Source organism: Saccharospirillum mangrovi, assembly GCF_003367315.1.
Classification (GTDB): Bacteria; Pseudomonadota; Gammaproteobacteria; order Pseudomonadales; family Natronospirillaceae; genus Saccharospirillum; species Saccharospirillum mangrovi.
This window is the reverse complement of sequence record NZ_CP031415.1, coordinates 2,147,122-2,170,412: the sequence shown is the minus strand read 5'-3', so window position 1 is coordinate 2,170,412 and position 23,291 is coordinate 2,147,122. Positions and strand designations below refer to the sequence as shown.

Sequence of the window (23,291 nt, the reverse complement as noted above, 5' to 3'; positions counted from 1 at the left end):
GGGTCTCCAGCACTGGAAAGTCTCCACCACTCAGCTGATGTGTCCGGTTACCCGAACGCGTTTTGATCCGGCGATGGGTTTTTCCTGACGCGCGGCCCGACGCGCTTCGAGGCCACTGTCGATGCGATTTTTCAGGGCGATCAATAACCCCAGGCCAACAAAAGCGCCGGGCGGCAACACGGCAAACAGGAAGTCCGGATAGTTCGGAAAAACGGTAATTTCCCAATCGGCCGCCATCGGTCCGAAGATCAACTGCATGTTGGTAAACAGGGTGCCCTGACCAATGATTTCGCGCAGTGCGCCCAACACCAGTAACACCGCGAGAAAGCCCAGCGACATCATCAAGCCATCCAGCATCGACGGCAGCACCGGATTCTTGCGCGCAAAAGCGTCGGCGCGACCGAGGATGGCGCAGTTGGTGACGATCAGCGGAATGAAGATGCCCAGCACCTGATACAGCTCGTAAGTGAAGGCTTGCATCAACAATTCAGCGCAGGTGACAAAAGAGGCGATGATCATCACGAACGCAGGCAGCCGCACCGCATCGGGCACGTAATGGCGAATCAGCGACACGGCGGTGTTGGAGCCAACCAGCACGACCAGCGTCGCCAAACCCAAGCCCAACGCATTCACTACCGAGCCGGTAACGGCCAGCAGCGGACACAGACCGAGCAATTGCACCAACGCCGGGTTGTTACTCCACAGGCCGTTGCGAGTCAGTTCGGTTGCGCTACTCATGACGCCTCAGCCTCCGTCGGATTCAACGATAACAACACCGCCCGGTTACGTTCGAAAAATTGCAGACCGCGCGCCACCGCCCGAACAACAGCGCGTGGCGTGATGGTGGCGCCGGTCAGTTGGTCAAACGCACCGCCGTCTTTTTTGACTTGCCAGTTTTCGAGTGGCGGTTGGCTCAGCGATTGGCCGTCGAAATTCAAAATCCAGTCCGATTTGCTCAACTCCACCTGATCGCCCAAACCCGGTGTTTCACGATGGGCGGTAACGCGCACGCCGAGCAAGGTGCCGCTGCGGTCTACGGCCATGATCAGGCGGATGGCCTCGGTGTAGCCTTCGGGGGCGACCAACGGCAGGATCACCGCAACGACCTCGTTGTTCAGCTTTGCCTGATACCAGTCCGCCGGTTCCGGCAGGCGCAGTAAATCTGTGTCGGTCAGCGTCGGTAATTGCGTGCTGAACGCGGTGTCGAGCAGTTGGTTGTCGTGCTGCTCTTCCGGCACCAGCGCTAACAACGTCTGGGCTTCAAAGGCGCGCTGATTGTTGGCGATGCGTTCGGCGGTCCATTGCTGAGTGGCGGCAATCAGGCCGGCGGTGAACACCGCAAACAAACCCAGGCCGATGGCGCCGCGACGAATGGCACCGCTGAGCGTCAGGGTGTCGGTCGAGTCAGTCATCGCGCTTGTATCCTTTGATGGCCTTGTCGTGCCCGTAAACGCGCGGCCGGCTGTAATGATCGATCAGCGGTGCGGCGAAATTCATCAACAGCACCGCGAACGCCACCGCATCCGGGTAGTTGCCCCAGGTGCGGATCAGGTAGATCAGCACACCAATGCCGGCGCCATAAATCAGTTTGCCTTTGTTGGAGGTTGCAGCGCTGACCGGATCGGTGGCGATAAAAAACGCCCCCAACATGGTGGCGCCACCGAGCAAATGCAGTGATAACGGCACGCGCAGATCGGCATCGGAGCCGAACAACAGACTCATCAACGCCAGCGTGCCGAGCAACGCCAGCGGAATGTGCCAACTGATGATGCGCCGCCAGATCAAAAACAAACCGCCGAGCAAAAACGCCAGATTGGCGACATCCCAACCTTGAGCGACAAAACTGCCAAACACAGGCGCGCGCAGCACTTCGCTGGCCGTTTGGCTGGCGATGTTCAGTTTGTAGACATCCAACGGCGTCGCCGCAGTCGCCGCATCGATTGGCACGCCGCCGGCAAAAATCACGGCCAGCGTATCGCTGAACGACAGCCACTGATCCGGATTCGCCCAACGCGTGGTCATATAGAGCGGCAACGACACCAGCAGCATTGCATACGCCACCATCGCCGGGTTGAACGGGTTGTTGCCGAGCCCGCCAAACAGATGCTTGGCGAACACCAGCGCAATGGCGGTGCCTAATATCGTCAGCCACCAGGGCGACAAGGGCGGCAGTGCCAGCGCCAACAAGGCGGCCGTCACCAGGGCGCTGAGGTCTTTGAGGAAAAACAACACCGGGCGGCCGCGCAGTTTCAGTAATGCAGCTTCTGCGGCCAACGCCGTCGCGCCAGCCAGCAGCGGGTTGATCAAATAACCCCAGCTAAACGAACCGATCAGCACGACCCAGCCGGGAATCAGCACCACCAGAACCAGCCCCATGACTTGCTGGACCGAGCCTGGCCCTTGCAGGTGGGGTGCGGAATTCGACACGGGCATCATACGGAAGCGTCCTTATCGCGCGCCGCTTCCAGCGCTTGTTGCGCCTGGCGGTGTTTTTCTTCGAGTTTACCGATGGCCTGTTGCAGCGCCGGCACGGTGTCGGGCGCATCTTTTTCGGCCGCCAGCAAACGCTCGTTGGCTTTTTCAACTTTGGCTGCGGCGGTTGCGAGCGCTTTTTCCAGCTCGGCCAAGGTCGGCGCAGCGTCTGCGGTTGGATTTGCCTGACGCTCAGCGCGTTTGGCGCGGGCTCGCTCGAGTGCTGCCTGAACCGGATCGGCGGAGCCATCGCCGCTTTCCACCTGTTTGCGTGCCTGTGCTTCGGCGGCGGCTTGAGCGCGGGCGGCGCGGCGAGCTTCTTTTTCCTGCTGCTCTTTTTCCAATCGCGCCTGGCGCGCTTCGAAGCGGGCGCGGGCGCGATCGGATTGGTCCTGCTCTTCGCGTTCCTGGCGAATTTCGCCTTTGGCGTAGCGGTAGTAATGCACCAGCGGAATCTGGCTCGGGCAGACCCAGGCGCAGGCGCCGCATTCGATGCAATCGGCAATGGAGTGCAGTTCGGCGCTGTCCAGATTGCGGCTCTTGGCGGCCCACAACAATTGCTGGGGCAGCAGCCCGGCCGGGCATACCTGCTCGCATTGGCCGCAGCGAATGCAGGGGTTGTCCGGCTGTGGTTTGGGCAATTCACGTCGCGTTGGCGCCAGCAGGCAGTTGGTGGTTTTGACCAGCGGCGCGGTTATGTCGGGCAACGCAAAACCCATCATCGGGCCGCCCATAATCACGCGGTCGGCGTTCTTCAGATGCACACCGGCGTGGTTCAACAGGGTTTCGATTGGCGTACCGATCAACACCTCGTAGTTGCCGGGGCGCTCAACGGCACCGCCAGTAACGGTGGTGATGCGGCGTATCAGCGGTTCATCTTCAACCACGGCGGCGCGAATGGCCGCCAGCGTGCCGACGTTCTGGCAGACGATGCCGAGGTCCGACGGCAGGCCACCGGCCGGCACTTCCTGACCAGTGATCAACTGGATCAGTTGTTTTTCACCGCCGCTCGGGTACTTAGTCGGCACAACGGTAACGCGCAAGGCAATGCCCAGTGCTTCGGCTGCCGCCGTCATTGCCGCCAGTGCTTCGGGCTTGTTGTCTTCAATGCCAAGGCGTAGCTGAGTGGCGCCGACTAACGATGCTGCGATGGCCGCGCCTTCGACAATTTTGGCGGCGCGTTCGCGCATCAGCCGGTCGTCGGCAGTGATGTAGGGCTCGCACTCGGCAGCGTTGATGATCAGTGACGTTATCGGCTGATGTCGGTTGCGGTATTTCACATCGGTCGGAAAACCCGCGCCACCGAGGCCGGCGAGGCCGCAGTCGCGCAGCCGCTGAATCAGTGTCGCGGCGTCTTGCTGGCGCCAGTTGGGGTAGCCGTGGCGTTCGCGCCAGGCATCTTCGCCATCGGCTTCGAGAATGATGCAGGGCGCACTCAGACCGGATTCGTGAGCGATCACTCGTTCTTCGATGGCGACAATGCGACCAGACGTTGGTGCGTGCACAGCCGCGCTGATGGCGCCGACCGCGTCGGCCAGGATGTCGCCTTTCAATACGGTGCCGCCAACATTGACGCGTGGCTCGGCCGGCGCACCCAGGTGCATGCGTAGCGGCAGAATCAAGGTTGATGGCAACGGCACCGCTTCGATGGCGGTCGCGTTGGACTGGGCCTTGTTGTCGGCCGGGTGGATACCGCCGTGAAAACGATGCGGCCGGTCGGTGATGATCAGCGGCGCGTTCATGCGGCGTGCTCCCGGTCGGTGGCGATCAGCGCTGCGGGTTTAGCCAGATGCCAGTGGTCGAAATCGGTGGCGACTTCCACCATGTCGATGCAATCGACCGGGCACGGCTCAACGCACAGATCGCAGCCGGTGCATTCGCTTTCGATCACGGTGTGCATTTGTTTGGCGGCGCCGAGAATGGCGTCAACCGGGCAGGCCTGAATGCACTTGGTGCAGCCGATGCACTCGGCCTCGCGAATCACTGCCACCATCTTGGCTTTTTCAACGCCGTGTTCGGCATCGAGCGGTTCCGGTTCTACGTCCAGCAAATCGGCTAACGCCTGAATCGTTGATTCGCCACCGGGCGGGCATTTGTTGATCTTGTCGCCGCCAGCGATGGCTTCGGCGTAGGGTCGGCAACCGGGATAGCCGCATTGGCCGCATTGTGTTTGCGGCAGTACGTTGTCGATCTCATCGACAATGGCATTGCCTTCGGGCTTAAACCGCACCGACGCATAACCGAGTGCGGCGCCGAGTACAGCGGCGACAATCAACAGAGTAATAACGGCTGTCCACATCGCTCAGCCCACCGCAACCAGGCCGGAAAAGCCCATAAAGGCCAGCGCCATAATGCCAGCGGTCATCATGCCAATCGCCGGGCCTTGAAACGGCTGCGGCACGTCAGCCACGGCCAGGCGTTCACGCAGCGCGGCAAACAACACCAGCACCAGCGAAAAACCGACTGCCGCACCAAAGCCATAGAGGAAACTTTCCACCAGCGAATTCTGGCGACTGATGTTGAGCAAAGCGACGCCGAGCACGGCGCAGTTGGTGGTGATCAGCGGCAGGAAAATACCCAACACTCGATACAGCAACGGGCTGGTTTTACGCACCAGCATTTCGGTGAACTGCACCATAAAGGCGATCACCAGAATAAAGCTGATGGTTTTCAGATAGGTCAGACCGAGTGGTTCCAGCAGCCAGGCATAAACGACGTAGCTGGCGACCGACGACAGCGTTAATACGAAGGTGGTTGCCAACGACATGCCAACGGCGGTTTCCAGCTTGTTGGACACGCCCATAAACGGACACAGGCCCAGAAACTGAACCAACACAAAGTTGTTCACCAGAATGGTGGCTACCAACAGCAGAATGTAGTCGGTCATGGCAGTCGGTCCTAAATGCCGGGCGGAAGCGGGCGTCATTATCGGGAAATGACTCCGGCCTCTCAAGGTCGCTATGCCGGGTTCGCGTCGAATGCAAGAACGATGGATTCAGCTCAGAGCGATTAACGCAACGCCACTGAACGCCAGCGCCAATCCAACCCAGGCTTTGTTTGAAGCGCGGTTGCCGCGTAAACGGTCAATGGCAAAGGCCATGATGGCGCAGGTGGCAATCAGCGTTTGTACCACGCCAGCTTCGGCGTGTTTAACGGCCAGTTGTTGAAACCAGATGCCCAAGAGCGTGCCTAAGAAAGTGCTAATGACCAGCAGCAGCCATTGCCGCGCATTGAGTCTGAGCCAAATCGGCTGGTTACGCAGCCGTAATACCAAAGGCAAGACGGCAACGCCTGCGGCGATTCGCAACAACGCCCCCTGGCTGGCGGGCAAATCAATAGAGAGAAATACCTGGCGCGTTAATATTATGCCCAACGCCTGACACAAAGCGGCTCCTATCGCAAAACTCAGTCCCGATAAAGGATGGTTGCGATGCGTCGGATTACTTGGCTCCAACACCCAAAACAGCGCGGGCAAAATTAAGGCCGCACCGAGCCATTGCCACAGCGTCAGAAACTCGCCCAGCCACAACATGCCCAGGCCGATGGTGAACAATGGCGCGGCAGATTCCGCAATGGTCAGGGTAGTGCGTTCACCGATGCGGTTCAGCGCCGAAAACAACAGCGTATCGCCGAGCGCGATGCCGATCAGGCCGCTAAGCAACAGCGGTGTCCAGACACGGGCGGGCAGAGCAATCCATTGGCCTGATAAGGCGATAAACACCGCCAGGCCAAAGCAGGCCAACACACCTTTCCAGAAGTTCAGTTGCAGCGGTGTCAGTTGGCCGCCGAGATGCCGGAAACCGTAGGCGGCGACTGTCCAGGACAGTGCCGCCAACAGCGCGAAGAGTTCGCCCATTGGGTATCAGTCGATTGTTGGAATCAGCTGATTTTGGTACCAGGCGCGGCGGCAGCCGGACCTTCCAGTACCCACAGATCGTCGCCACCGCTGGCCGCCAGCACCATGCCTTCGGACAGACCAAAGCGCATCTTGCGTGGCTTCAGGTTGTACACCAGCACCACCGACTTGCCGACCAGATCGGCCGGTTCGTAATGGCTGCGAATGCCGGAAAACACCTGACGGGTTTCGCCGTTGCCGGCATCCAGTTGCAGTTGCAGCAGCTTGTCGGCGCCATCGACGTAATCGGCGCTCAATACTTTGGCGACGCGCAGATCGACCTTGGCAAAATCGGCAAATTCGATTTCGGCTGTGTCGACGGTGGGGGCCGGTTTGGGGTCTTTTTTCTCAGCCGGTTTCGATGCGGCCGGTTTGGCTTCGGCAGCGGCGTCTTCCTTGCTGGCTTCGATCAAGGCATCGATCTGTTCCATTTCGATGCGGGTCAGCAACGGCTTGAATTTGTTAATGGCGTGACCGGTCAGCACTGTCTGACGATCCGTGAAGTGCAACGTTTCAACGTTGAGGAACTCACGAATCTTTTCGCTCATTGCTGGCAGCACCGGGCCGAGGTAAATCGCCAACAGACGGAACAGATGAATGCCCATGGAGCAGATGTCCTGCACTTCTTGATCGCGGCCGTCTTCTTTTGCCAGGCTCCACGGCGCTTTCGCCTGAATGTATTCGTTGGCGCGGTCGGCCAGCGTCATGATTTCGCGAATGGCGCGGCTGTATTCACGCGCTTCGAAATACGCGGCGATGCGTTCGCCAGCGGCCTGAAAGTCAGCCAGCATGGCGGGTTCGGCAACGTTGTCTGACAGGTTACCTCCGGCTTTCTTAATAAAACCGGCGCAACGGCTGGCGATGTTCACGACCTTGCCAACCAGATCGGAATTCACCCGCTGGGCAAAATCGGTCAGCGACAAATCGATGTCTTCCACGCCGTCGCCCAATTTGGCAGCGTAGTAGTAACGTAGATACTCCGGACTCAGATGTTCCAGGTAAGTTTTGGCCATGATGAAGGTGCCACGCGACTTGGACATCTTCTCGCCGTTGACCGTCACATAGCCGTGTGCAAAGACGCCGCTGGGTTTACGGTAGTTGGCGCTGTCGAGCATGGCCGGCCAAAACAGGGCGTGGAAATTGATGATGTCTTTGCCGATGAAGTGATACAGCTCGGCGCTGGAATCCTTGTTCCAGTAATCGTCGAAATTCAGATCGTCGCGACGGTCGCACAGGTTTTTGAAACTCGCCATGTAACCGATTGGCGCATCCAACCAGACGTAAAAATATTTGCCCGGCGCATCGGGAATTTCGAAACCAAAATAGGGCGCATCGCGGCTGACATCCCAAGGTTGCAGCTCAGCGTCGACCCATTCGGCCAGCTTGTTGGCAACGCTGTCCTGCAAGGTGCCGGAGCGCGTCCAGCTGCGCAGCATGTCCTGGAATTGCGGCAGGTCGAAGAAGTAGTGTTCGGACTCTTTTTCCACCGGTGTGGCGCCGCTGTACACCGAACGCGGGTTGATCAATTCGTTCGGTTCGTAAGTTGCAGAACAGACTTCGCACGCGTCGCCGTATTGATCGGCGCTGCCGCATTTCGGGCAAGTGCCTTTGACAAAGCGGTCGGCCAGGAAGATTTCTTTTTCAGGGTCATACAGCTGGCGAATGGTCTTGACGGTGATGTGGCCGTTGGCTTTCAAACGGCTATAAATCTGCTCGGAAAACACCCGGTTTTCGTCCGAGTGGGTGCTGTAATAATTGTGGTGATCGATCAGGAATCCGCGGAAATCACGCACGTGTTCTTCGCGCATGGCATCGATGTGATCTTCCGGTGTCTTGCCTTCTTTTTCCGCGCGCAGCATGACGGCCGTACCGTGAGTGTCGTCGGCACAAACGTAGGTGCACATATTGCCCATGCTGTTTTGAAAGCGAACCCAGATGTCGGTCTGAATGTGTTCCAGCATATGACCCAGATGGATCGGCCCGTTGGCGTAAGGCAGGGCGCTGGTCACCAGTATCTTGCGGGGTTCGCTCATTGCTTTGCACTTCCTCATGAATCAACGACGGCGACCGCGCAACGGCGGCCGGAAAGGGCCGCACAGTTTACCCGAAGGCAATTTCAGCGTCATCCGCAGTGTGACGGTGAGCGTGGGCAGTGCCCGCCTGCCGGTGGTATGATCCGCGCATTCTGACAACCTCGACCAAGGAGACCTCAGGTTGATTATTCCCGTTTTGTTGGCTGGTGGTGTGGGCTCACGGCTATGGCCGGTATCACGAGAGCTCTTTCCCAAGCAGTGCATCCGACTGACCAGCACAGAACACAGCCTGATTCAGCAAACCATTGAACGGGCACAAGTGGCGGGTCTGGTTGAAGCGCCCATTGTTGTCTGTAATGACGAACACCGTTTTTTAATTGCTCAACAATTGTCTGACCTGAACATTAAGGGCGATTTGATTCTCGAACCCCAAGGCCGCAATACCGCTCCGGCCATTGCATTGGCGGCCTTTCAGGCGCTGCAACGCAATCCCGATGCGGTGCTGGTGGTATTACCGGCCGACCATGTGATTCAGGATCAGGCCGCATTTGGTGCCGTGCTGCAGCAAGCGTTGGAACAAGCGCAAGCGGACAAACTGGTTACCTTTGGTGTTCAGCCAACGTATCCGGAAACCGGCTATGGCTACATCGAAGCTGCTCAGCCAGGGCAGGTGAGTGCCGTGGCGGCATTCCGGGAAAAGCCCGATGCCGAAACGGCTGCTGGCTATGTGCAAAGTGGTCGTCACTATTGGAACTCGGGCATGTTCGTGTTCAAGGCAAGCATCTATCTGGATGAGCTGAAGCGCCACCAGCCAGCGATTTACAGTGCTACTGAAGCGGCTATGGCGGGCGAATACAACGATCTGGATTTTATCCGCGTCGACGCCGAAGCCTTTGCCAAAAGCCCGTCCGATTCCATCGATTACGCCATCATGGAACACACCGACCGGGCCGTCGTCGTGCCCTACGCCGGCGATTGGAGCGACATCGGTGCCTGGTCGGCGCTGTACGATCTGAGCGACAAAGACAGCGATGGCAACGTGTTGCAAGGCGATGTATTGACGCATCAGGCCAGCGGCAATTTGATCCGTGCCGAAAGTCGGCTGGTGGCGGCCGTAGGTGTGAATGACCTGGCGATCATCGAAACCGACGATGCGGTGCTGGTTATCCCGCGCGAGCGGGCGCAAGACGTCAAAGAGATCGTTAACCAGATCAAACAAGACGGTCGCAGCGAACATCAATTGCATGCACGCGTTCATCGCCCCTGGGGGGCGTACAAAACCATCAATATGGGCGAGCGCCATCAGGTGAAACGCATCACCGTCAAACCGGGAGAAAAGTTGTCGGTGCAGATGCATCACCATCGCGCCGAACATTGGGTGGTGGTCAGCGGTACGGCGAATGTCACTATTGGCGACGACACCCGCATGCTGAGCGAAAACGAATCGGTCTACATTCCCATCGGTACCGTTCACGCACTGGAAAACCCGGGCAAGATTCCGCTGGAACTGATTGAAGTCCAGACCGGCAGTTACCTGGGTGAAGACGACATCGTGCGTTTCACCGATCGCTACGGCCGCAGTTAATTCGCCTACCGCTTAGCTTGAACAGGTCGGGCCGACTTTAGAAGGCCCGACCGAATCCCCATCTAGCCCTCGCGTCCATTTTCCAATCGAGTTTGATATGTCCCACGATCGCATCCACACCCTGCTGGGTACCTTGACCGACCCGCACACCGAGCGGCCGTTAACCGACAGTGCAGACATTCGCCTGGACGGCGATCACCCGGTCAGGGTGCACATCACCTTGCATTATGCGGCCGGTCATTACGCGCGTGGTTTAACGATGCTGGTGCAAAGCCATCTGGAAGCGCACCTGGACGACGTTGAGACCGAAGTGACGGTGGATTGGTCCGCCAGTGCAGTAAACCTTCGGATCGATCAGCCGGCGCTGAAGGGCGTAAAAAACATCATCGCCGTAGCATCGGGAAAAGGCGGCGTCGGCAAAAGCACCACGGCCGTTAACCTGGCCTTGGCGCTGCAAGCTGAAGGCGCACGAGTGGGTATCCTGGATGCCGATATTTACGGCCCGAGCGTAGCCGCCATGCTTGGCGTGGCTGACGGCACTCGACCGCAAACACGCGACGAAAAATACTTTGTTCCGGTAGAAGCACACGGCTTGCAAAGCATGTCGATGGCTTATCTGGTCACCGAGAAAACTCCCATGGTGTGGCGCGGACCCATGGTGTCTGGTGCGTTACAGCAGTTGTTGACGCAAACGTTATGGGACGAACTGGACTATCTGGTTATCGACATGCCACCGGGCACTGGCGACATTCAACTGACGTTGGCGCAAAAAGTGCCGGTATCGGGTGCGGTGATTGTGACGACACCACAAGACATTGCCTTGCTGGATGCGCGCAAAGGCATCGAAATGTTCCGCAAGGTCAATATTCCGGTACTGGGCATCGTCGAAAACATGGCCATGCACATCTGTTCCAATTGCGGTCACATCGAACATATTTTTGGGGAAGGCGGCGGTACACGATTGGCGACCGACTACGACGTCACTCTGCTGGAAAGCCTGCCATTGGATCTCGGTATCCGCACACAGACGGACAATGGCGAACCCACCGTAGTGGCCGAGCCCGATGGCGAGATCACCGCGCACTATCAATTGCTGGCGCGGCGCACGGCGGCTGTTTTGGCGTTGCAGGGCGCGGATGCTGGGCCTAGTATCTCCATCCAATAACGACTGTCATCGAACTGTCACTCGGGTGTCATAGTCTGTGCCGGGTTCGAACCTGGCCCGACATCCATCATTTTTTGATTCAGCAGGTATAGGAAGCTCCATGAAAGTAACCGTCTTTGGTATTGGCTATGTCGGCCTGGTTCAAGGGACTTGTTTGGCGGAAGCCGGCCACGATGTGGTGTGTGTGGATGTCGACGCCAGTCGCGTTGAAAACCTCAAACAGGGGCGTATTCCCATTTACGAACCCGGTTTGGAACCGCTGGTCAAAGAGAATTATCAGGAAGGTCGGCTGAACTTCACCACCGACGCCGCCGAAGCCGTTCGCCACGGCGAAATCCTGTTTATTGCAGTCGGCACGCCACCCGATGAAGACGGCAGCGCCGATCTGAAATACGTCTTGACGGTGGCGCGGACCATCGCCGAAGAGATGAACGATCACAAAGTCGTCATCAACAAATCGACCGTGCCGGTCGGCACCGCCGACAAAGTCACCGCAGCCATTGCTGAGGTACTGAAAAAACGCGGTAGTGATTTGAGTTTTGACGTGGTATCCAACCCGGAATTCCTGAAAGAAGGCGCTGCGGTAAACGACTGCATGCGCCCGGACCGTATCGTCATCGGAACCGACAGCGAACGCGCCGAAGAAATGTTGCGTGAACTGTACGCGCCCTTTAACCGCAACCACGACAAAATGATTGTCATGGATGTACGCAGCGCCGAACTGACCAAATACGCCGCCAACTGCATGCTGGCAACTAAGATCAGTTTCATGAACGAAATGGCCAATCTGGCTGAGCGTTTGGGCGCCGATATTGAAGCCGTTCGTCAGGGCATTGGCAGCGATCCGCGCATCGGTTACCACTTTATTTATCCCGGTGTTGGCTACGGCGGTTCCTGTTTTCCGAAAGACGTTCAGGCGTTGATTCGCACGGCGGATAACATCGATTTCGACGCCGGAATTTTGAAGGCCGTGGAAGCGCGTAATTACGATCAAAAAACCACGCTCTATCGAAAAATTCACGCGCATTATCAGGGTGAATTGGCTGGCAAAACCTTTGCATTGTGGGGGTTGAGTTTCAAACCCAACACCGACGATATGCGCGAAGCACCCAGCCGCGTCTTGATGGAAGCTTTGTGGGCCGCCGGCGCCAAGGTGCAGGCATTCGACCCGGAAGCAATGGAAGAGACGCAACGTATTTATGGTGACCGTGACGATTTGATTTTGTGCGGCACCAAAGAGAGTGCTTTGAAAGCGGCCGATGCGTTAATCATCGTGACGGAATGGCAAACCTTCCGGGCGCCGAACTTTGATGTCATCAAACAACAACTGACTGAACCGCTGGTGTTTGATGGTCGTAATTTGTACGAGCCTGCTCGTATGAAGAAGAAGGGCTTCCGTTATTACGCAGTCGGTCGCCAGCCGGTCTGATCGTAATACTCAGGCCCTGGAAACATTGTCTGTTGGTAGTGAGACTCGCATGAGCCAAAACCCGGAATCACCCTATGTTTTCAAGGGCCTGGATTTAGGATCCGAGGCCGTTTGGCACACCCAAAGTGTGTCGCCCAGTGACCGCGCTCAACTGATGCAACAACAACCGCGTTGCATCTGGTTGACCGGCTTGTCCGGCTCGGGAAAATCCACCATTGCCAACGCACTGGACGCCACCTTGCACGCCAATGGCGTGAAAACGTTTTTGCTCGATGGCGATAATGTTCGTCACGGTCTGAACAAAGATTTGGGCATGAGCGAAAAAGATCGTGCCGAAAACATTCGCCGCGTGGGTGAAGTCGCCAAGTTAATGGTGGATGCCGGATTGATTGTGGTCTGCGCGTTTATCTCCCCTTACAACCGCGATCGACAGATCGTGCGTTCAATTTTTGCGCCTGGCCAATTCATCGAAGTTTTCCTGAACACGCCGTTGGATGTGTGCGAACAACGCGACCCCAAAGGGTTATACAAAAAAGCACGCGCCGGCATCATCAAACAATTCACCGGTATCAGCGATCCTTATGAGGCGCCCCAGGCGGCTGAACTGGAAATCGATACCAGCCGCAGTAACGTCGAGAAAAGCGTTAAAAATATTCTGACACTGATGCAGTAAGCGCTGTTGACGTCAATGATGCCGCAACTGATCACCCTGGGCGCATTGATGCTGGCCTTGATCGGCCTCTACAGCGGTCGTGGTCGTCCGGTTTATTGGTTTTTCGGCGCTGCTGCCGGGCTGTATGGCTTGGGCGTCCTCACCTTACCGGAAGCGCTGAGTGGGTTGGTGAATGAAGGCGTAGTCACCCTGGCGTTGTTGATGGTTATTGCCCATCGCATCCAGGCCAGCGGCTTACTCAATCGCCCGCTGGATACACTGCTCAACCGAACGTCACATCACTCTGGTGGGTTCTTGTTGGTATTGGCGCCAGTGGCGTTGATCTCGGCATTCCTGAATAACACCCCTATTGTCGCTGTCTTGCTGCATCCCATCCGGGAGTGGGCCATTCGTCGAGGCGATGCACCCAGTCGTTATCTATTGCCACTGAGCTACGCGGCCATCATCGGCGGCACTCTGACCCTGGTTGGCACCAGTACGAATCTGGTGGTGTTCGGCCTGTTGACAGATCTGGCTCCGGGGCACCAATTGAATGTATTCAGTCCAGTATGGGTTGGGTTGCCGCTGTTGTTGGTCTTCCTCTTGTATTACGGAATGGCAAAGCGTTGGCTGCCGAAACGGATACCCGTCAATGCCTCGCCCGAACGTGTGACTGAATTTCAGATCCATGCCCAGATTGATGCCTCTATCGAAGGGCTCAGTGTCGCAGAGGCTGGATTGCGGCATTTAAAGCAAGGTTATTTGTATCGCTTACAACGCGCCAATGAATGGCAGCAAGTGGGTGCAGACACACGCTTAAAAGCGGACGACCGTTTGGTATTTTTAGGATCGCCGGGATTGATCCAGGAATTATCTTTAGTGCCGGGCATCAATGTGATTCGCCAGGGCCAGAGTACGGGTGAACCCACACACTTGCTCGAAGCCATTGTGCCGGTAGGATCGGCTTTGATCGGGCAAACGGCTCGCGCCATTGGATTTCGCAAGCGATATGGTGCGGTGATTGTTAGCGTTGCCCATCAGACCGATCAACACTTTGGCAAACTTGGCGAATACAATATTCAAGCGGGTGATTTACTGCTGCTGGAAACACCCTCGTCGCAAACATTCCCGCCATCGGCGGATTTAACGGTGTTGAATCGCCATCAGTCTGCACACTCGACCGCAGACCAACGACGCGGTTATTTCATGCTGTTGCTTTTCCCTATCATGGTGGTGGGTGGTACCTTGATGGGCATGCCATTGCTGAAAGTGACGGTGTTGTATCTGGCGTTAAGTTTCTTACTGAGGGTTGCCCAACCCGCTGATTTTATGAGAGGCATCGACGTCCAGCTGTTCGGGATATTGATTGGCGCGTTAGCGCTTGCAACCGCAGTTGAAAAGACGCAGTTGGATGTGTGGCTGTTGTCACCCTTTATGGGTTTGATTGAATCCGCAGCTTTAGGTGTCTTGGTGATTTTTGCGCTCTGTTGGGTGATGACTGAGCTAATAACCAACCATTCTGCCGCCGCGCTGATGTTACCGTTTGCCTTATCCATTGGTCAGGTTGCGGGATTATCTGTAGAACAAGTTGCAATTACCGTGATGATGGCAGCTTCAACCAGTTTCATAACGCCATTCGGTTATCAAACCAACCTGATGGTATTGTCTGCGGGCAATTATCGTCCGCTCGATTATTTGAAATTTGGCACACCCTTGGTGATATTCAGTGCAACATTAACCACCTTAATTGTGCCCAGGTTACCCGTGATTTTTTATTGAAGGATTTTCAATGACGACGATCGACTTTCGCGCCGTTGTTCATCTGGCTAAGCAAGCTGGTGAAGCGATTTTAGCAATCTATGAACAGGATTTTGATGTCGAAACCAAAGCCGACACTAGCCCGTTGACGGCGGCCGATTTGGCTGCACATCAAGCCATCGTTGCTGGCTTGAGTCAATTAACACCTCAGGTTCCCATCCTCTCGGAGGAAAGCGCCACCATTGCCTGGCACGAACGGCAGAGCTGGCAGCAGTATTGGTTGGTGGACCCGCTGGATGGCACCAAAGAATTCATCAAGAAAAATGGCGAATTCACCGTCAATATCGCTTTAATTGACAAGGGGGAACCGGTTTGGGGCGTCGTGCACGCACCGGTGCTGGACTGCACCTATGTCGGTGGAACAGCGGTGGGTGGCAGCCGAAAAGAACAAGACGGAAACGAGCAAGGAATTTCGGTGTCGTCACTACCGAAAGGCAAAGCCGGATGGCGGATCGTTGGCAGTCGCTCGCATCAAAGCGATGCCTTCCAAACCTTCGTGAAGGATTTCGATCACCCGGAAATAAAGAGCCTGGGAAGTTCATTGAAAATCTGCCTGGTGGCCGAAGGCGCTGCGGACTTGTACCCCCGGTTAGGGCCGACCAGCGAATGGGACACCGGCGCAGCGCACGCCTTGTTGCGTGGAGCCGGCGGTGAGCTCTTTAATGCGGTGGACAGTGAACCTGTGAAGTACAACCAGAGTGAGAGCTTGTTGAATCCGTTCTTTATTGCGGCACCTCGAAACTATCGTTAAAGCGTTCGAACAGCTGTCGAATAAGCAGTTTCTAAGCCATAAGCATTGCTGAATTCAACGCCAAACAGCGATCACCAGAAATCGAACAGAAAGACGGGTATTGGGATTGTATTGATCGCCGTGCTCCTTTAGAGTCTGCGTTCATCGCTTGAACACAGTGACGGAAAACCGATGGAAGCGGTCTCTAACAACGGTCAAACAAGCTGGTATCTGGTGCAATGCAAACCCAAAGAAGGTTTCCGTGCCGCCGAACATCTGGCCAACCAGCAGATTCACTGCTTCCATCCAACACACCGAGTGCGCCGCCGCCGTGCCGGCCAACTGCACTGGCAAGTTGAAAGCCTGTTTCCGCATTACCTCTTCGTCCGACTCAACGCCGATCAAAGTGTCGCCAAGGTCAACAGTACCCGAGGTGTGGCGCGATTAGTTAATAGCCTTGGCCGCCCGCTGGTCGTTTCTGATGCAATCGTCGCCAGCGTGATAAAGCAGTGCCAGGTACTGAATAATGAAGCACCCGAACCCGAGCTTAAAGCTGGCACAGTAGTGACTATTACCGAAGGTTGCTTCAAGCACCTCCAAGCGATTGTTCAAATGACTCGCGGTGAGGATAGGGTAGTGTTGTTGTTGCAGCTGTTGAGCAAAGAGCAGCGGTTGGAGTTACCGATAAAAGCAGTGCAGTTCGCTTAATTAAAATCGCGACGAACAGTGAGTCAACGTCGCCAAACGAATGTTAAAACAATTCTATTGGTGTGCCTTGTATCCGGCCGGGCGGTAGCTTACCCCCGTTACATAACGTTACCCAAGGGTAGGGCTGAAAGACCATCAGGAGCTGTGGTATTACCTGACGTTGAAAAATCACCGAAAGATGAAAAGTACTCGGTCCGAAATCTCTTGGAAACTATCTGTAACCTCCATTCAATCTGTTACGAGGTTTTTATAAACACCATGTTGCCCGAAGAATCTCGCTATAAGTTGCTAAAGGCTCTCGAAGCAAACCCAGGTGCTAGCCAGCGTGAGCTGGCTCAAGAATTGGGTGTCAGTTTGGGGAAGGTTAACTACTGCCTGAAAGCATTGGTGGAAAAGGGATGGATAAAAGCTGGGAACTTTACGAAGAATCCCAATAAACTTGGATATGCCTATATTCTTACTCCTTCAGGTGTTGAAGAAAAACTAAATGTCACTATGCGATTTCTAAAACACAAATTGGAAGAGCATGAGCAGATTCAACGAGATATAGATGAATTACGAGAAGAAGTTTCTCAATTTTCAGTCAATAGTAAGCAAACAGGCTAATTTTATATCTGGTGTTCTGCATCTAAAAGATAGAGCCAAAACATAAAAATTTGGAAACGGACTTCATTGGTCTTATTTGGTCCGCCGTTATTCGCCACACCATTAAAAATACTTCCGATTTCAGCCTGATTGCCAGGGTTGTCCGTCTTGTTGATGGAAGACGACCTCACCATAGCAATACCAGTGCTAGTCCGTCTCAGCTAAGAGAATTCTAATGGTTTCAGAAAGAAACAAACGAATAGCCCATAACACGCTAATGCTCTATTTTCGTCAATTATTAATCTTATTTGTAAGTCTATACACCATTCGAATCGTTCTGCATCAACTGGGCGTAGAAGATTACGGTATCTATGGCGCGGTGGGTGGTCTCGTAGCACTTAGCGCTTTTCTACCTGGCACTTTGGCACAAGCAACACAACGCTTCTTTTCATTCGCCCTGGGTGAGCAAAACGACGAGCGGTTGAAAAAAACCTTTTCTGTCAATCTTACTCTTTATGTCTCGGTAGCCTTGATAGCGTTAATTGCTCTTCAAACCATCGGGCTCTGGTTTGTGAATACTGAGCTGTCCGTACCTGAAGGCAGGTTTGAAGCCGCTAAAACCTTATATCACTATGCGACGCTGACTTTTCTGGTTAGCGTGATAACCAGTCCCTTCATGGCCATTATCATGGCCCATGAAGATATGAAGCTGTACGCATACATATCAATCATTGAAGCGTTCATGAAGCTGGGCGTCGTGTTCCTTCTTCAATACATTGCTTGGGATAAGCTGGAACTGTACGGGCTGCTAGTACTATGTGTGGGCACAATAAACGCAGTGCTATACATCGGTATTTGCTTGTATAGATATGACGAATGCCAGTTCCGTAAATTCTATTGGGACGCTGCACTGTTCCGGGAGATTATCGGCTTCACCGGCTGGACTTTATTTGGTGCTATTTCAACTGTTGCCCGTACTCACGCGGTGACAGTTTTGCTTAACCAGTCGTTTAGTCCGGCTGTTGTGGCGGCAAGGGCGCTTGCTGTTCAAATTGCAGGCCAAGTAAACATATTCTCGAGTAATTTTAACAGCAGTCTTTATCCACCCATTATCAAAGCCTACGCCGCCAATAAGCGTCAGGAGATGTATGGGTTAATAACCGGTGGTTCAAAAATAACGTTTTTTCTACTATGGATTTTTGCACTGCCTATGATGGTCAAGATGGATGCCGTATTAAGCATCTGGCTTAAGACGGTACCTTCAGATGCGGTACTTTTCTCACAACTAGCCCTTGTTGAAGCCCTAATAATGTCGATTAGTATGCCATTGTTCGCCGCGGCCAGAGCGCCAGGAAAGATGAAAGTCTATGAGCTTACTCTGGGCTCTATTCAAATAGGCATACTCTTAACGGCGTGGGCGGTAGTCGCTGCGGGTGCACCTGCTTACGCTGTCTTTATTGTCGCGATTTTGGCGAATATTCTAATGTTTGGAGTCCGGCTGTTTCTCGTGAATTGGCTTACCGGGTTTCCGGTGGAGAACTTTCTGAGGTTCACCGCACTACCGATTATAGGCATCGTTTCGATCTCCGCGCTGCCTATCACTGTAATGAATCATCTGCTACCAAATGGATTTTACTGGTCGGTATTGGTCATCTTTGCTAGTTTCGCAGTCTCATCTATAGCCATGTACTCCATTGGGCTTGACAAATCTTGGAGGGAAAAAATTGTGGAGACGATACGCTCTCGCTTACTTAAATTGAAAATTTCATTGCAAAGAATGCGGTTTTAGGCAATACCGATGAAATGAGTATTCTACAGGTGAAAATCCCTTAAACTGGTCAAATAGTCCAGTTGTTGTTGCACACTTATAAACGTGCAATTTCTTTAGAATTAAAATTTTAGAGTTATATTTTATTGAGCCTATATAAGAGTGTTTGTGGATAAATGTGAGTTGGTTAGATGAAAAAGATGATTCGGTTTGCTTTCAATTTCTTGAAAAAAACTCCTTTAATTTTAACCTCGCTTCGGAAAATATATCGTACTGGTGGCTACTCCGTATTTGAAATTTCAACCATAAATTATGGTGAGATTCTACATGGAAAAAATGTACTGGTGACGGGGGGTAGTGCAGGAATTGGTTTGTCCATTGCAAAAAAATTTATTGCAGAGGGTGCGAAGGTCGTTATCACTGGGCGCGATAAGAATAAGTTAGATGCTGCTTTAAGTGAAATTAATAGCGGAAATTTGAAGGGGATAGTCTGGGATGCCGCTGACATCTCGGTCATTGAGCAAAACCTTAATGAATGCAAGGATTTGCTTGGCGAAGATATAGATATATTAATAAACAATGCTGGTATTGTACGCGGAATACAGTTTCCTGATGTTCTCGAAGAGATGTGGGATGATGTATATAAAATAAATCACAAGGGGTTGTTTTTTTTGAGTCAAGCTATCTGTAAACGATGGCTGTCTCGAAGGTCTAATAAACTTAAAAAGATAATAAATATTTCTTCTCAAGGTGGCTTTGTTGGTGCCACCTACCCTTATCGTATGACAAAGTGGGATATCGCAGGGCTAACGCAAGGCCTTGGAGTGAAACTAGCACCACATGGGATAATTGTTAATGGAATTGCTCCAGGAATCATTGCTACAGCCATGCAACCCGGAACATTAAAGCAGGGTGAGAATAATTTCTGCGAAAAGAATCCTCTTGGTCGATTTGCTATTCCTGAGGAAATTGCTGAATTAGCAGCGTTTCTATCCAGCGATGCATCAAACTTTATAGTTGGCCAGACTATCGTATGCGACGGGGGATTTTCGCTAAAATAAATTACCTATTATGAATTGAATTTGTTGGAAAACCGCAGCCTGCTGCCAGTGATTGGCGGAAAAGTCCAACAAAGTGGAGAAATGGCAAACCTGAAAGAGCTTGTTAGCTTTAAATAGATAATAAAATTTTTAATTTTCGATTTATTAAATTTAAGCAATTCGCTGGGTGAAATTATGAGTAAGCTTTATACTGACGAAAAAAATGTCCTTATCATCATTTCGCTTTTAAAAGCGAACGGGATTAGTAAGGTTATAGTCTCGCCAGGAACCACTAATGTAGCGTTCGTTGCAAGCGTTCAGCAAGATCCGTTTTTTAAACTCTATTCGGCCGTTGATGAACGGTCTGCAGCTTACATGGCTTGCGGTATGGCGCATGAAACTGGTGAGCCGGTCGTAATTAGCTGCACAGGTGCAACCGCTTCTCGTAATTATATGCCTGGGATGACTGAAGCGTATTATCGTAAATTGCCTGTGTTATCGATTACATCTACGCAAGCAACTGGGCTAGTGGGTCATAATATTGGCCAGATAATTGATAGAAGTAAGAAGCCCAACGACACCCAACGACTTAGTGTAACGCTCCCAATAGTAAAGGACGAAGACGACTTTTGGGATTGTGAGGTTAAAGTCAATCAAGCTATATTAGAGCTAAAACGTGGTGGTGGTGGTCCCGTCCATATTAATTTGCCAACACGCTACAGTAAAAATTATGATACAAAAAAACTACCAACTTGCAGGGTTATGGATCGATTTACCGTTGTGGATGAATTTCCAGAGATAAATGGCAAAGTTGGGATATTCGTTGGTGCTCACAGACAATTTACATCAGAAGAAATAGATGCAATTGACCAATTCTGTGCTGCAAACGATGCAGTAGTTTTTTGTGATCATACTAGCAGTTTTAATGGAAAATATCGAGTGGGGTATGCACTAGCCGCCAGTCAAATGAAAGGAGATATGAGTGAGGACAAACCTGATATTACAATCCACATAGGTGAAGTAACTGGTGACTATGCAAGTATTCCGATGGTCGGAAAAGAAGTTTGGCGTGTAAGTCCTGATGGCGAGCTTCGTGATACTTTCAAAAAGCTAAAATATATTTTTGAGATGGATGAAAAAACATTTTTTGAACGTTATACCGATAAATCTAAAGCCCCATCCGATGGCAGCTTAAAACGATGTCAGAAGCGCTTAGAGGAAATTCGGAATAGTGTTCCTAATATCCCTTTTTCTAATGTCTGGGTAGCATCCCGGATGGCGCACTTAATTCCGGAAGGTTCTGTGATTCATTTTGGAATTCTGAATAGTCTACGTAGCTGGAACTTCTTTGACCTTCCCCAATCAGTTACCTCTACAGCAAATGTCGGGGGGTTTGGCATAGATGGCTCACTTTCAAGCCTTATAGGAGCGTCCTTGGCCAATCAAAAGAAAACATTTTTTGGTGTAATCGGTGACCTTTCCTTTTTCTACGATATGAATGCATTGGGTAACCGACATGTCGGAAATAATTTACGGCTTATGGTAGTTAATAATGGAAAAGGGTTCGAGATGCGACGCACAGATGGTTTGGTTGGACATTTTGAAGAGCAAGCTGACGATTTTATCTGTGCGCTAGGGCACTTTGGCAATAAGTCACCAACGCTAGTAAAAAACTATGCTCAAGATTTGGGACTTAAGTATATTAGTGCTTCATCTAAAGAAGAGTTTGATTCGGTGTATCAAGAGTTTGTAGTGAAGGGTGCATCTGATGAATCAATGGTTTTTGAAGTATTCACAAATGGTGATGATGAAAGTTTGGCGTTAGATATGATTAGAAATGTAAGCAGAGACAGTAAAAAATCTGTTAAAGTAGCAGCGCGCCGTCTCCTTAGTGATAAACAAATAAAAACCATAAAAAAGATCATTGGTTAACTATCCGACGACTTAGTATGTCCTCGTGTAAGGTTTTAGTGATAATATGAAGAAATATTTACCAAGTTTTCTTTTTAATACGCTTCGAATGTTGCGAGAATTTTATAGGAAATGGCTGGCAATTTATCGATTAAATTTGCGAGTTCGTAATTTAAAAATCGGCAAAAGGATTATTTACGCTTTAACGCCTACGCCTCAACTGGCGAATATTGGAGATCATGCGCAGGTAGTGGCAATTGAGCTGTGGTTTAAAAAGCATTTCCCAGATTACTCCGTCTTAGAGGTAGATAAAAATGAAGTTATCTACGGGCAGCGTCTGTTAAAGAAATTGATCGCTCCAGATGATCTTATTTTCCTTCATTCTGGAGGAAACATGGGGGATAGAGGTATTTGGTCTGAAACGGGCCGGAGGTTGATGATAAATAACTTTCACCAAAATAGAATTATTTCACTTCCCCAGACTATATTTTTTAGCGATACAGCTGAAGGTCAAAAACAGCAGTCTATTTCACAAGAAATATATGCCGGTCATCCAAATTTAACAATCATTGGGCGAGACAAAGAGAGTGGCCTTTTAGCCGAAAGAATTTTTCCTAAAGCTCAGGTTCTAGTTGTACCGGATTTTGTACTTTCGCTAAAATTAGAAGACCTTGGTATGTCTGACATTTCATCAAAAAAAGGAGAAATTTTAGCGTGCTTAAGAGTCGATGATGAGTCGGTCCTATCTGTTGAAGATCGTCAGAGCATCGCTAAAAGTTTAGGTGAAAAGACCTTGCTCACTGATACAACTCTTTCCAAGCCTATAAACTCAGAAAATAGAATTGAAATTATTAAAGAGTTCATTTTCGATGTATTAGAGCACGAAGCTGTTGTAACAGATCGATTTCACGGTTTGATTTTTTCAGTAATCGCAAAGCGTCCTGCGGTGGTTCTCAAAACAGTGGACCATAAATTAACATCTGCAATGGATTGGTTTAATTCAACCAGTTTTGTGGCTTTTTCACCTTCACCTGATCAAATAGATCAAAAACTTCATCAAGTGTTGACAGATAACTTATTAGAAAGCCCTGATTTTTGTGAAAAATATTTTGATAAGTTACCGAATCAATTAGGATTGCTATGATACCTGTGTCTATTCGGACACATTAATGAATTTCTCTAAAACAATTTGATTTGATTGAGATGGATTTATTAATTGACTGAGATTTTATTTGATACATCAAATCATTGACGACCTGCCCCCTCTTTCTAATCTAAAGTGATCCAAGTAGTGTTCATCAACATATGGAGCGATGAAGTAGCACGGCGACCTTGAATTCTCGAGATTTGTTACATTTTAAGCGCTAGAGGACAAGAACGCCCGGTTTGAAACAGCTAGTCGAACCTATGCTGAATGCCATAGTTCTGTTGGTCGTGCTACTGACCGTCGAGAACTGACGCTTTGTGCTCCGTAGCCGTACAGACGTCGGTATCTGAGCG

At 52.0% G+C, this 23,291-nt stretch carries 20 protein-coding genes; 12 read left to right on the top strand and 8 right to left on the bottom strand.

What is annotated here, in order from left to right:
* Positions 1-30: 30 nt before the first annotated feature.
* The 8 genes from DW349_RS10420 to metG all read right to left on the bottom strand — a co-directional run bounded on the left by DW349_RS10420 (position 31) and on the right by metG (position 8,400).
* Positions 31-738 (bottom strand): electron transport complex subunit E, encoded by a 708-nt coding sequence (locus tag DW349_RS10420; RefSeq protein WP_108125558.1) that lies wholly within the window; start codon positions 736-738, stop codon positions 31-33.
* Positions 735-1,412 carry an electron transport complex subunit RsxG gene (gene rsxG / locus DW349_RS10415; RefSeq protein WP_108125557.1) on the bottom strand — a complete coding sequence of 226 codons (678 nt, stop codon included), beginning with the start codon at positions 1,410-1,412 and terminating at the stop codon, positions 735-737. The genes DW349_RS10420 and rsxG overlap by 4 nt, the downstream gene beginning before the upstream one ends.
* Positions 1,405-2,436, bottom strand: coding sequence for an RnfABCDGE type electron transport complex subunit D (locus DW349_RS10410; protein WP_108125556.1), 1,032 nt, complete (start codon positions 2,434-2,436; stop codon positions 1,405-1,407). Before DW349_RS10410 ends, rsxG begins: the two co-directional genes overlap by 8 nt.
* Positions 2,433-4,214 carry an electron transport complex subunit RsxC gene (rsxC, locus tag DW349_RS10405; RefSeq protein ID WP_108125555.1) on the bottom strand — a complete coding sequence of 594 codons (1,782 nt, stop codon included), beginning with the start codon at positions 4,212-4,214 and terminating at the stop codon, positions 2,433-2,435. The genes DW349_RS10410 and rsxC overlap by 4 nt, the downstream gene beginning before the upstream one ends.
* Positions 4,211-4,771 (bottom strand): electron transport complex subunit RsxB, encoded by a 561-nt coding sequence (rsxB, locus tag DW349_RS10400; RefSeq protein ID WP_108125554.1) that lies wholly within the window; start codon positions 4,769-4,771, stop codon positions 4,211-4,213. The genes rsxC and rsxB overlap by 4 nt, the downstream gene beginning before the upstream one ends.
* Before the next feature lie 3 nt (positions 4,772-4,774).
* Positions 4,775-5,359, bottom strand: coding sequence for an electron transport complex subunit RsxA (gene rsxA / locus DW349_RS10395; RefSeq protein WP_108125553.1), 585 nt, complete (start codon positions 5,357-5,359; stop codon positions 4,775-4,777).
* Positions 5,360-5,467: 108 nt separating this feature from the next.
* On the bottom strand, positions 5,468-6,328 hold the full coding sequence (locus tag DW349_RS10390; RefSeq protein WP_108125552.1) for a DMT family transporter: 861 nt from the start codon (positions 6,326-6,328) through the stop codon (positions 5,468-5,470).
* A gap of 23 nt (positions 6,329-6,351) precedes the next feature.
* A complete protein-coding gene (metG, locus tag DW349_RS10385; RefSeq protein WP_108125551.1) occupies positions 6,352-8,400 on the bottom strand; it encodes a methionine--tRNA ligase in 2,049 nt (682 codons plus the stop codon).
* Between the two features lie 181 nt (positions 8,401-8,581).
* On the opposite strand from metG, the gene DW349_RS10380 reads away from it, so the two are divergent.
* The 12 genes from DW349_RS10380 (at position 8,582) to DW349_RS10325 (ending at position 22,935) form a co-directional block, all read left to right on the top strand.
* Positions 8,582-9,985 carry a mannose-1-phosphate guanylyltransferase/mannose-6-phosphate isomerase gene (locus DW349_RS10380; RefSeq protein WP_108125550.1) on the top strand — a complete coding sequence of 468 codons (1,404 nt, stop codon included), beginning with the start codon at positions 8,582-8,584 and terminating at the stop codon, positions 9,983-9,985.
* 97 nt (positions 9,986-10,082) lie between these two features.
* Entirely contained in the window at positions 10,083-11,150 is a 1,068-nt protein-coding gene (gene apbC / locus DW349_RS10375) for an iron-sulfur cluster carrier protein ApbC (protein WP_108125549.1), read from the top strand.
* A 100-nt stretch (positions 11,151-11,250) separates the two neighbouring features.
* Complete coding sequence (locus tag DW349_RS10370; RefSeq protein ID WP_108125548.1) at positions 11,251-12,579, top strand: UDP-glucose dehydrogenase family protein; 1,329 nt, start codon at positions 11,251-11,253, stop codon at positions 12,577-12,579.
* A 49-nt stretch (positions 12,580-12,628) separates the two neighbouring features.
* Positions 12,629-13,252: an adenylyl-sulfate kinase gene (gene cysC / locus DW349_RS10365; RefSeq protein WP_108125547.1), complete on the top strand. Its 624-nt coding sequence runs from the start codon at positions 12,629-12,631 to the stop codon at positions 13,250-13,252.
* Between the two features lie 18 nt (positions 13,253-13,270).
* Positions 13,271-15,010: an SLC13 family permease gene (locus DW349_RS10360; RefSeq protein WP_162824633.1), complete on the top strand. Its 1,740-nt coding sequence runs from the start codon at positions 13,271-13,273 to the stop codon at positions 15,008-15,010.
* A gap of 10 nt (positions 15,011-15,020) precedes the next feature.
* Positions 15,021-15,800, top strand: a complete 780-nt coding sequence (gene cysQ, locus DW349_RS10355) for a 3'(2'),5'-bisphosphate nucleotidase CysQ (RefSeq protein WP_108125545.1) — start codon at positions 15,021-15,023, stop codon at positions 15,798-15,800.
* Positions 15,801-15,971: 171 nt separating this feature from the next.
* Positions 15,972-16,487, top strand: coding sequence for a transcription termination/antitermination NusG family protein (locus DW349_RS10350; RefSeq protein ID WP_108125544.1), 516 nt, complete (start codon positions 15,972-15,974; stop codon positions 16,485-16,487).
* Positions 16,488-16,745: 258 nt separating this feature from the next.
* Positions 16,746-17,093, top strand: a complete 348-nt coding sequence (locus DW349_RS10345; RefSeq protein WP_108125665.1) for a MarR family EPS-associated transcriptional regulator — start codon at positions 16,746-16,748, stop codon at positions 17,091-17,093.
* 214 nt (positions 17,094-17,307) lie between these two features.
* Complete coding sequence (locus DW349_RS10340) at positions 17,308-18,861, top strand: MATE family efflux transporter (RefSeq protein WP_198650485.1); 1,554 nt, start codon at positions 17,308-17,310, stop codon at positions 18,859-18,861.
* Positions 18,862-19,031: 170 nt separating this feature from the next.
* Positions 19,032-19,901 (top strand): SDR family NAD(P)-dependent oxidoreductase, encoded by an 870-nt coding sequence (locus DW349_RS10335; protein WP_198650484.1) that lies wholly within the window; start codon positions 19,032-19,034, stop codon positions 19,899-19,901.
* Positions 19,902-20,075: 174 nt separating this feature from the next.
* Positions 20,076-21,812, top strand: coding sequence for a 2-succinyl-5-enolpyruvyl-6-hydroxy-3-cyclohexene-1-carboxylate synthase (menD, locus tag DW349_RS10330; protein WP_108125543.1), 1,737 nt, complete (start codon positions 20,076-20,078; stop codon positions 21,810-21,812).
* Between the two features lie 46 nt (positions 21,813-21,858).
* Complete coding sequence (locus DW349_RS10325) at positions 21,859-22,935, top strand: polysaccharide pyruvyl transferase family protein (protein WP_108125542.1); 1,077 nt, start codon at positions 21,859-21,861, stop codon at positions 22,933-22,935.
* Positions 22,936-23,291 lie beyond the last annotated feature (356 nt).

What these genes read in the sequence shown, in the direction of transcription:
- rsxG (WP_108125557.1), bottom strand. Translation starts at nt 1,412, where the DNA reads ATGACTGACTCGACCGACACCCTGACGCTCAGCGGTGCCATTCGTCGC.
- DW349_RS10335 (WP_198650484.1), top strand. Translation starts at nt 19,032, where the DNA reads ATGAAAAAGATGATTCGGTTTGCTTTCAATTTCTTGAAAAAAACTCCT.
- cysC (WP_108125547.1), top strand. Translation starts at nt 12,629, where the DNA reads ATGAGCCAAAACCCGGAATCACCCTATGTTTTCAAGGGCCTGGATTTA.
- rsxA (WP_108125553.1), bottom strand. Translation starts at nt 5,359, where the DNA reads ATGACCGACTACATTCTGCTGTTGGTAGCCACCATTCTGGTGAACAAC.
- menD (WP_108125543.1), top strand. Translation starts at nt 20,076, where the DNA reads ATGAGTAAGCTTTATACTGACGAAAAAAATGTCCTTATCATCATTTCG.
- apbC (WP_108125549.1), top strand. Translation starts at nt 10,083, where the DNA reads ATGTCCCACGATCGCATCCACACCCTGCTGGGTACCTTGACCGACCCG.
- rsxB (WP_108125554.1), bottom strand. Translation starts at nt 4,771, where the DNA reads ATGTGGACAGCCGTTATTACTCTGTTGATTGTCGCCGCTGTACTCGGC.
- rsxC (WP_108125555.1), bottom strand. Translation starts at nt 4,214, where the DNA reads ATGAACGCGCCGCTGATCATCACCGACCGGCCGCATCGTTTTCACGGC.
- DW349_RS10350 (WP_108125544.1), top strand. Translation starts at nt 15,972, where the DNA reads ATGGAAGCGGTCTCTAACAACGGTCAAACAAGCTGGTATCTGGTGCAA.
- DW349_RS10390 (WP_108125552.1), bottom strand. Translation starts at nt 6,328, where the DNA reads ATGGGCGAACTCTTCGCGCTGTTGGCGGCACTGTCCTGGACAGTCGCC.
- DW349_RS10345 (WP_108125665.1), top strand. Translation starts at nt 16,746, where the DNA reads ATGTTGCCCGAAGAATCTCGCTATAAGTTGCTAAAGGCTCTCGAAGCA.
- DW349_RS10410 (WP_108125556.1), bottom strand. Translation starts at nt 2,436, where the DNA reads ATGATGCCCGTGTCGAATTCCGCACCCCACCTGCAAGGGCCAGGCTCG.
- DW349_RS10360 (WP_162824633.1), top strand. Translation starts at nt 13,271, where the DNA reads ATGCCGCAACTGATCACCCTGGGCGCATTGATGCTGGCCTTGATCGGC.
- cysQ (WP_108125545.1), top strand. Translation starts at nt 15,021, where the DNA reads ATGACGACGATCGACTTTCGCGCCGTTGTTCATCTGGCTAAGCAAGCT.
- DW349_RS10340 (WP_198650485.1), top strand. Translation starts at nt 17,308, where the DNA reads ATGGTTTCAGAAAGAAACAAACGAATAGCCCATAACACGCTAATGCTC.
- DW349_RS10370 (WP_108125548.1), top strand. Translation starts at nt 11,251, where the DNA reads ATGAAAGTAACCGTCTTTGGTATTGGCTATGTCGGCCTGGTTCAAGGG.
- DW349_RS10420 (WP_108125558.1), bottom strand. Translation starts at nt 738, where the DNA reads ATGAGTAGCGCAACCGAACTGACTCGCAACGGCCTGTGGAGTAACAAC.
- DW349_RS10325 (WP_108125542.1), top strand. Translation starts at nt 21,859, where the DNA reads ATGAAGAAATATTTACCAAGTTTTCTTTTTAATACGCTTCGAATGTTG.
- metG (WP_108125551.1), bottom strand. Translation starts at nt 8,400, where the DNA reads ATGAGCGAACCCCGCAAGATACTGGTGACCAGCGCCCTGCCTTACGCC.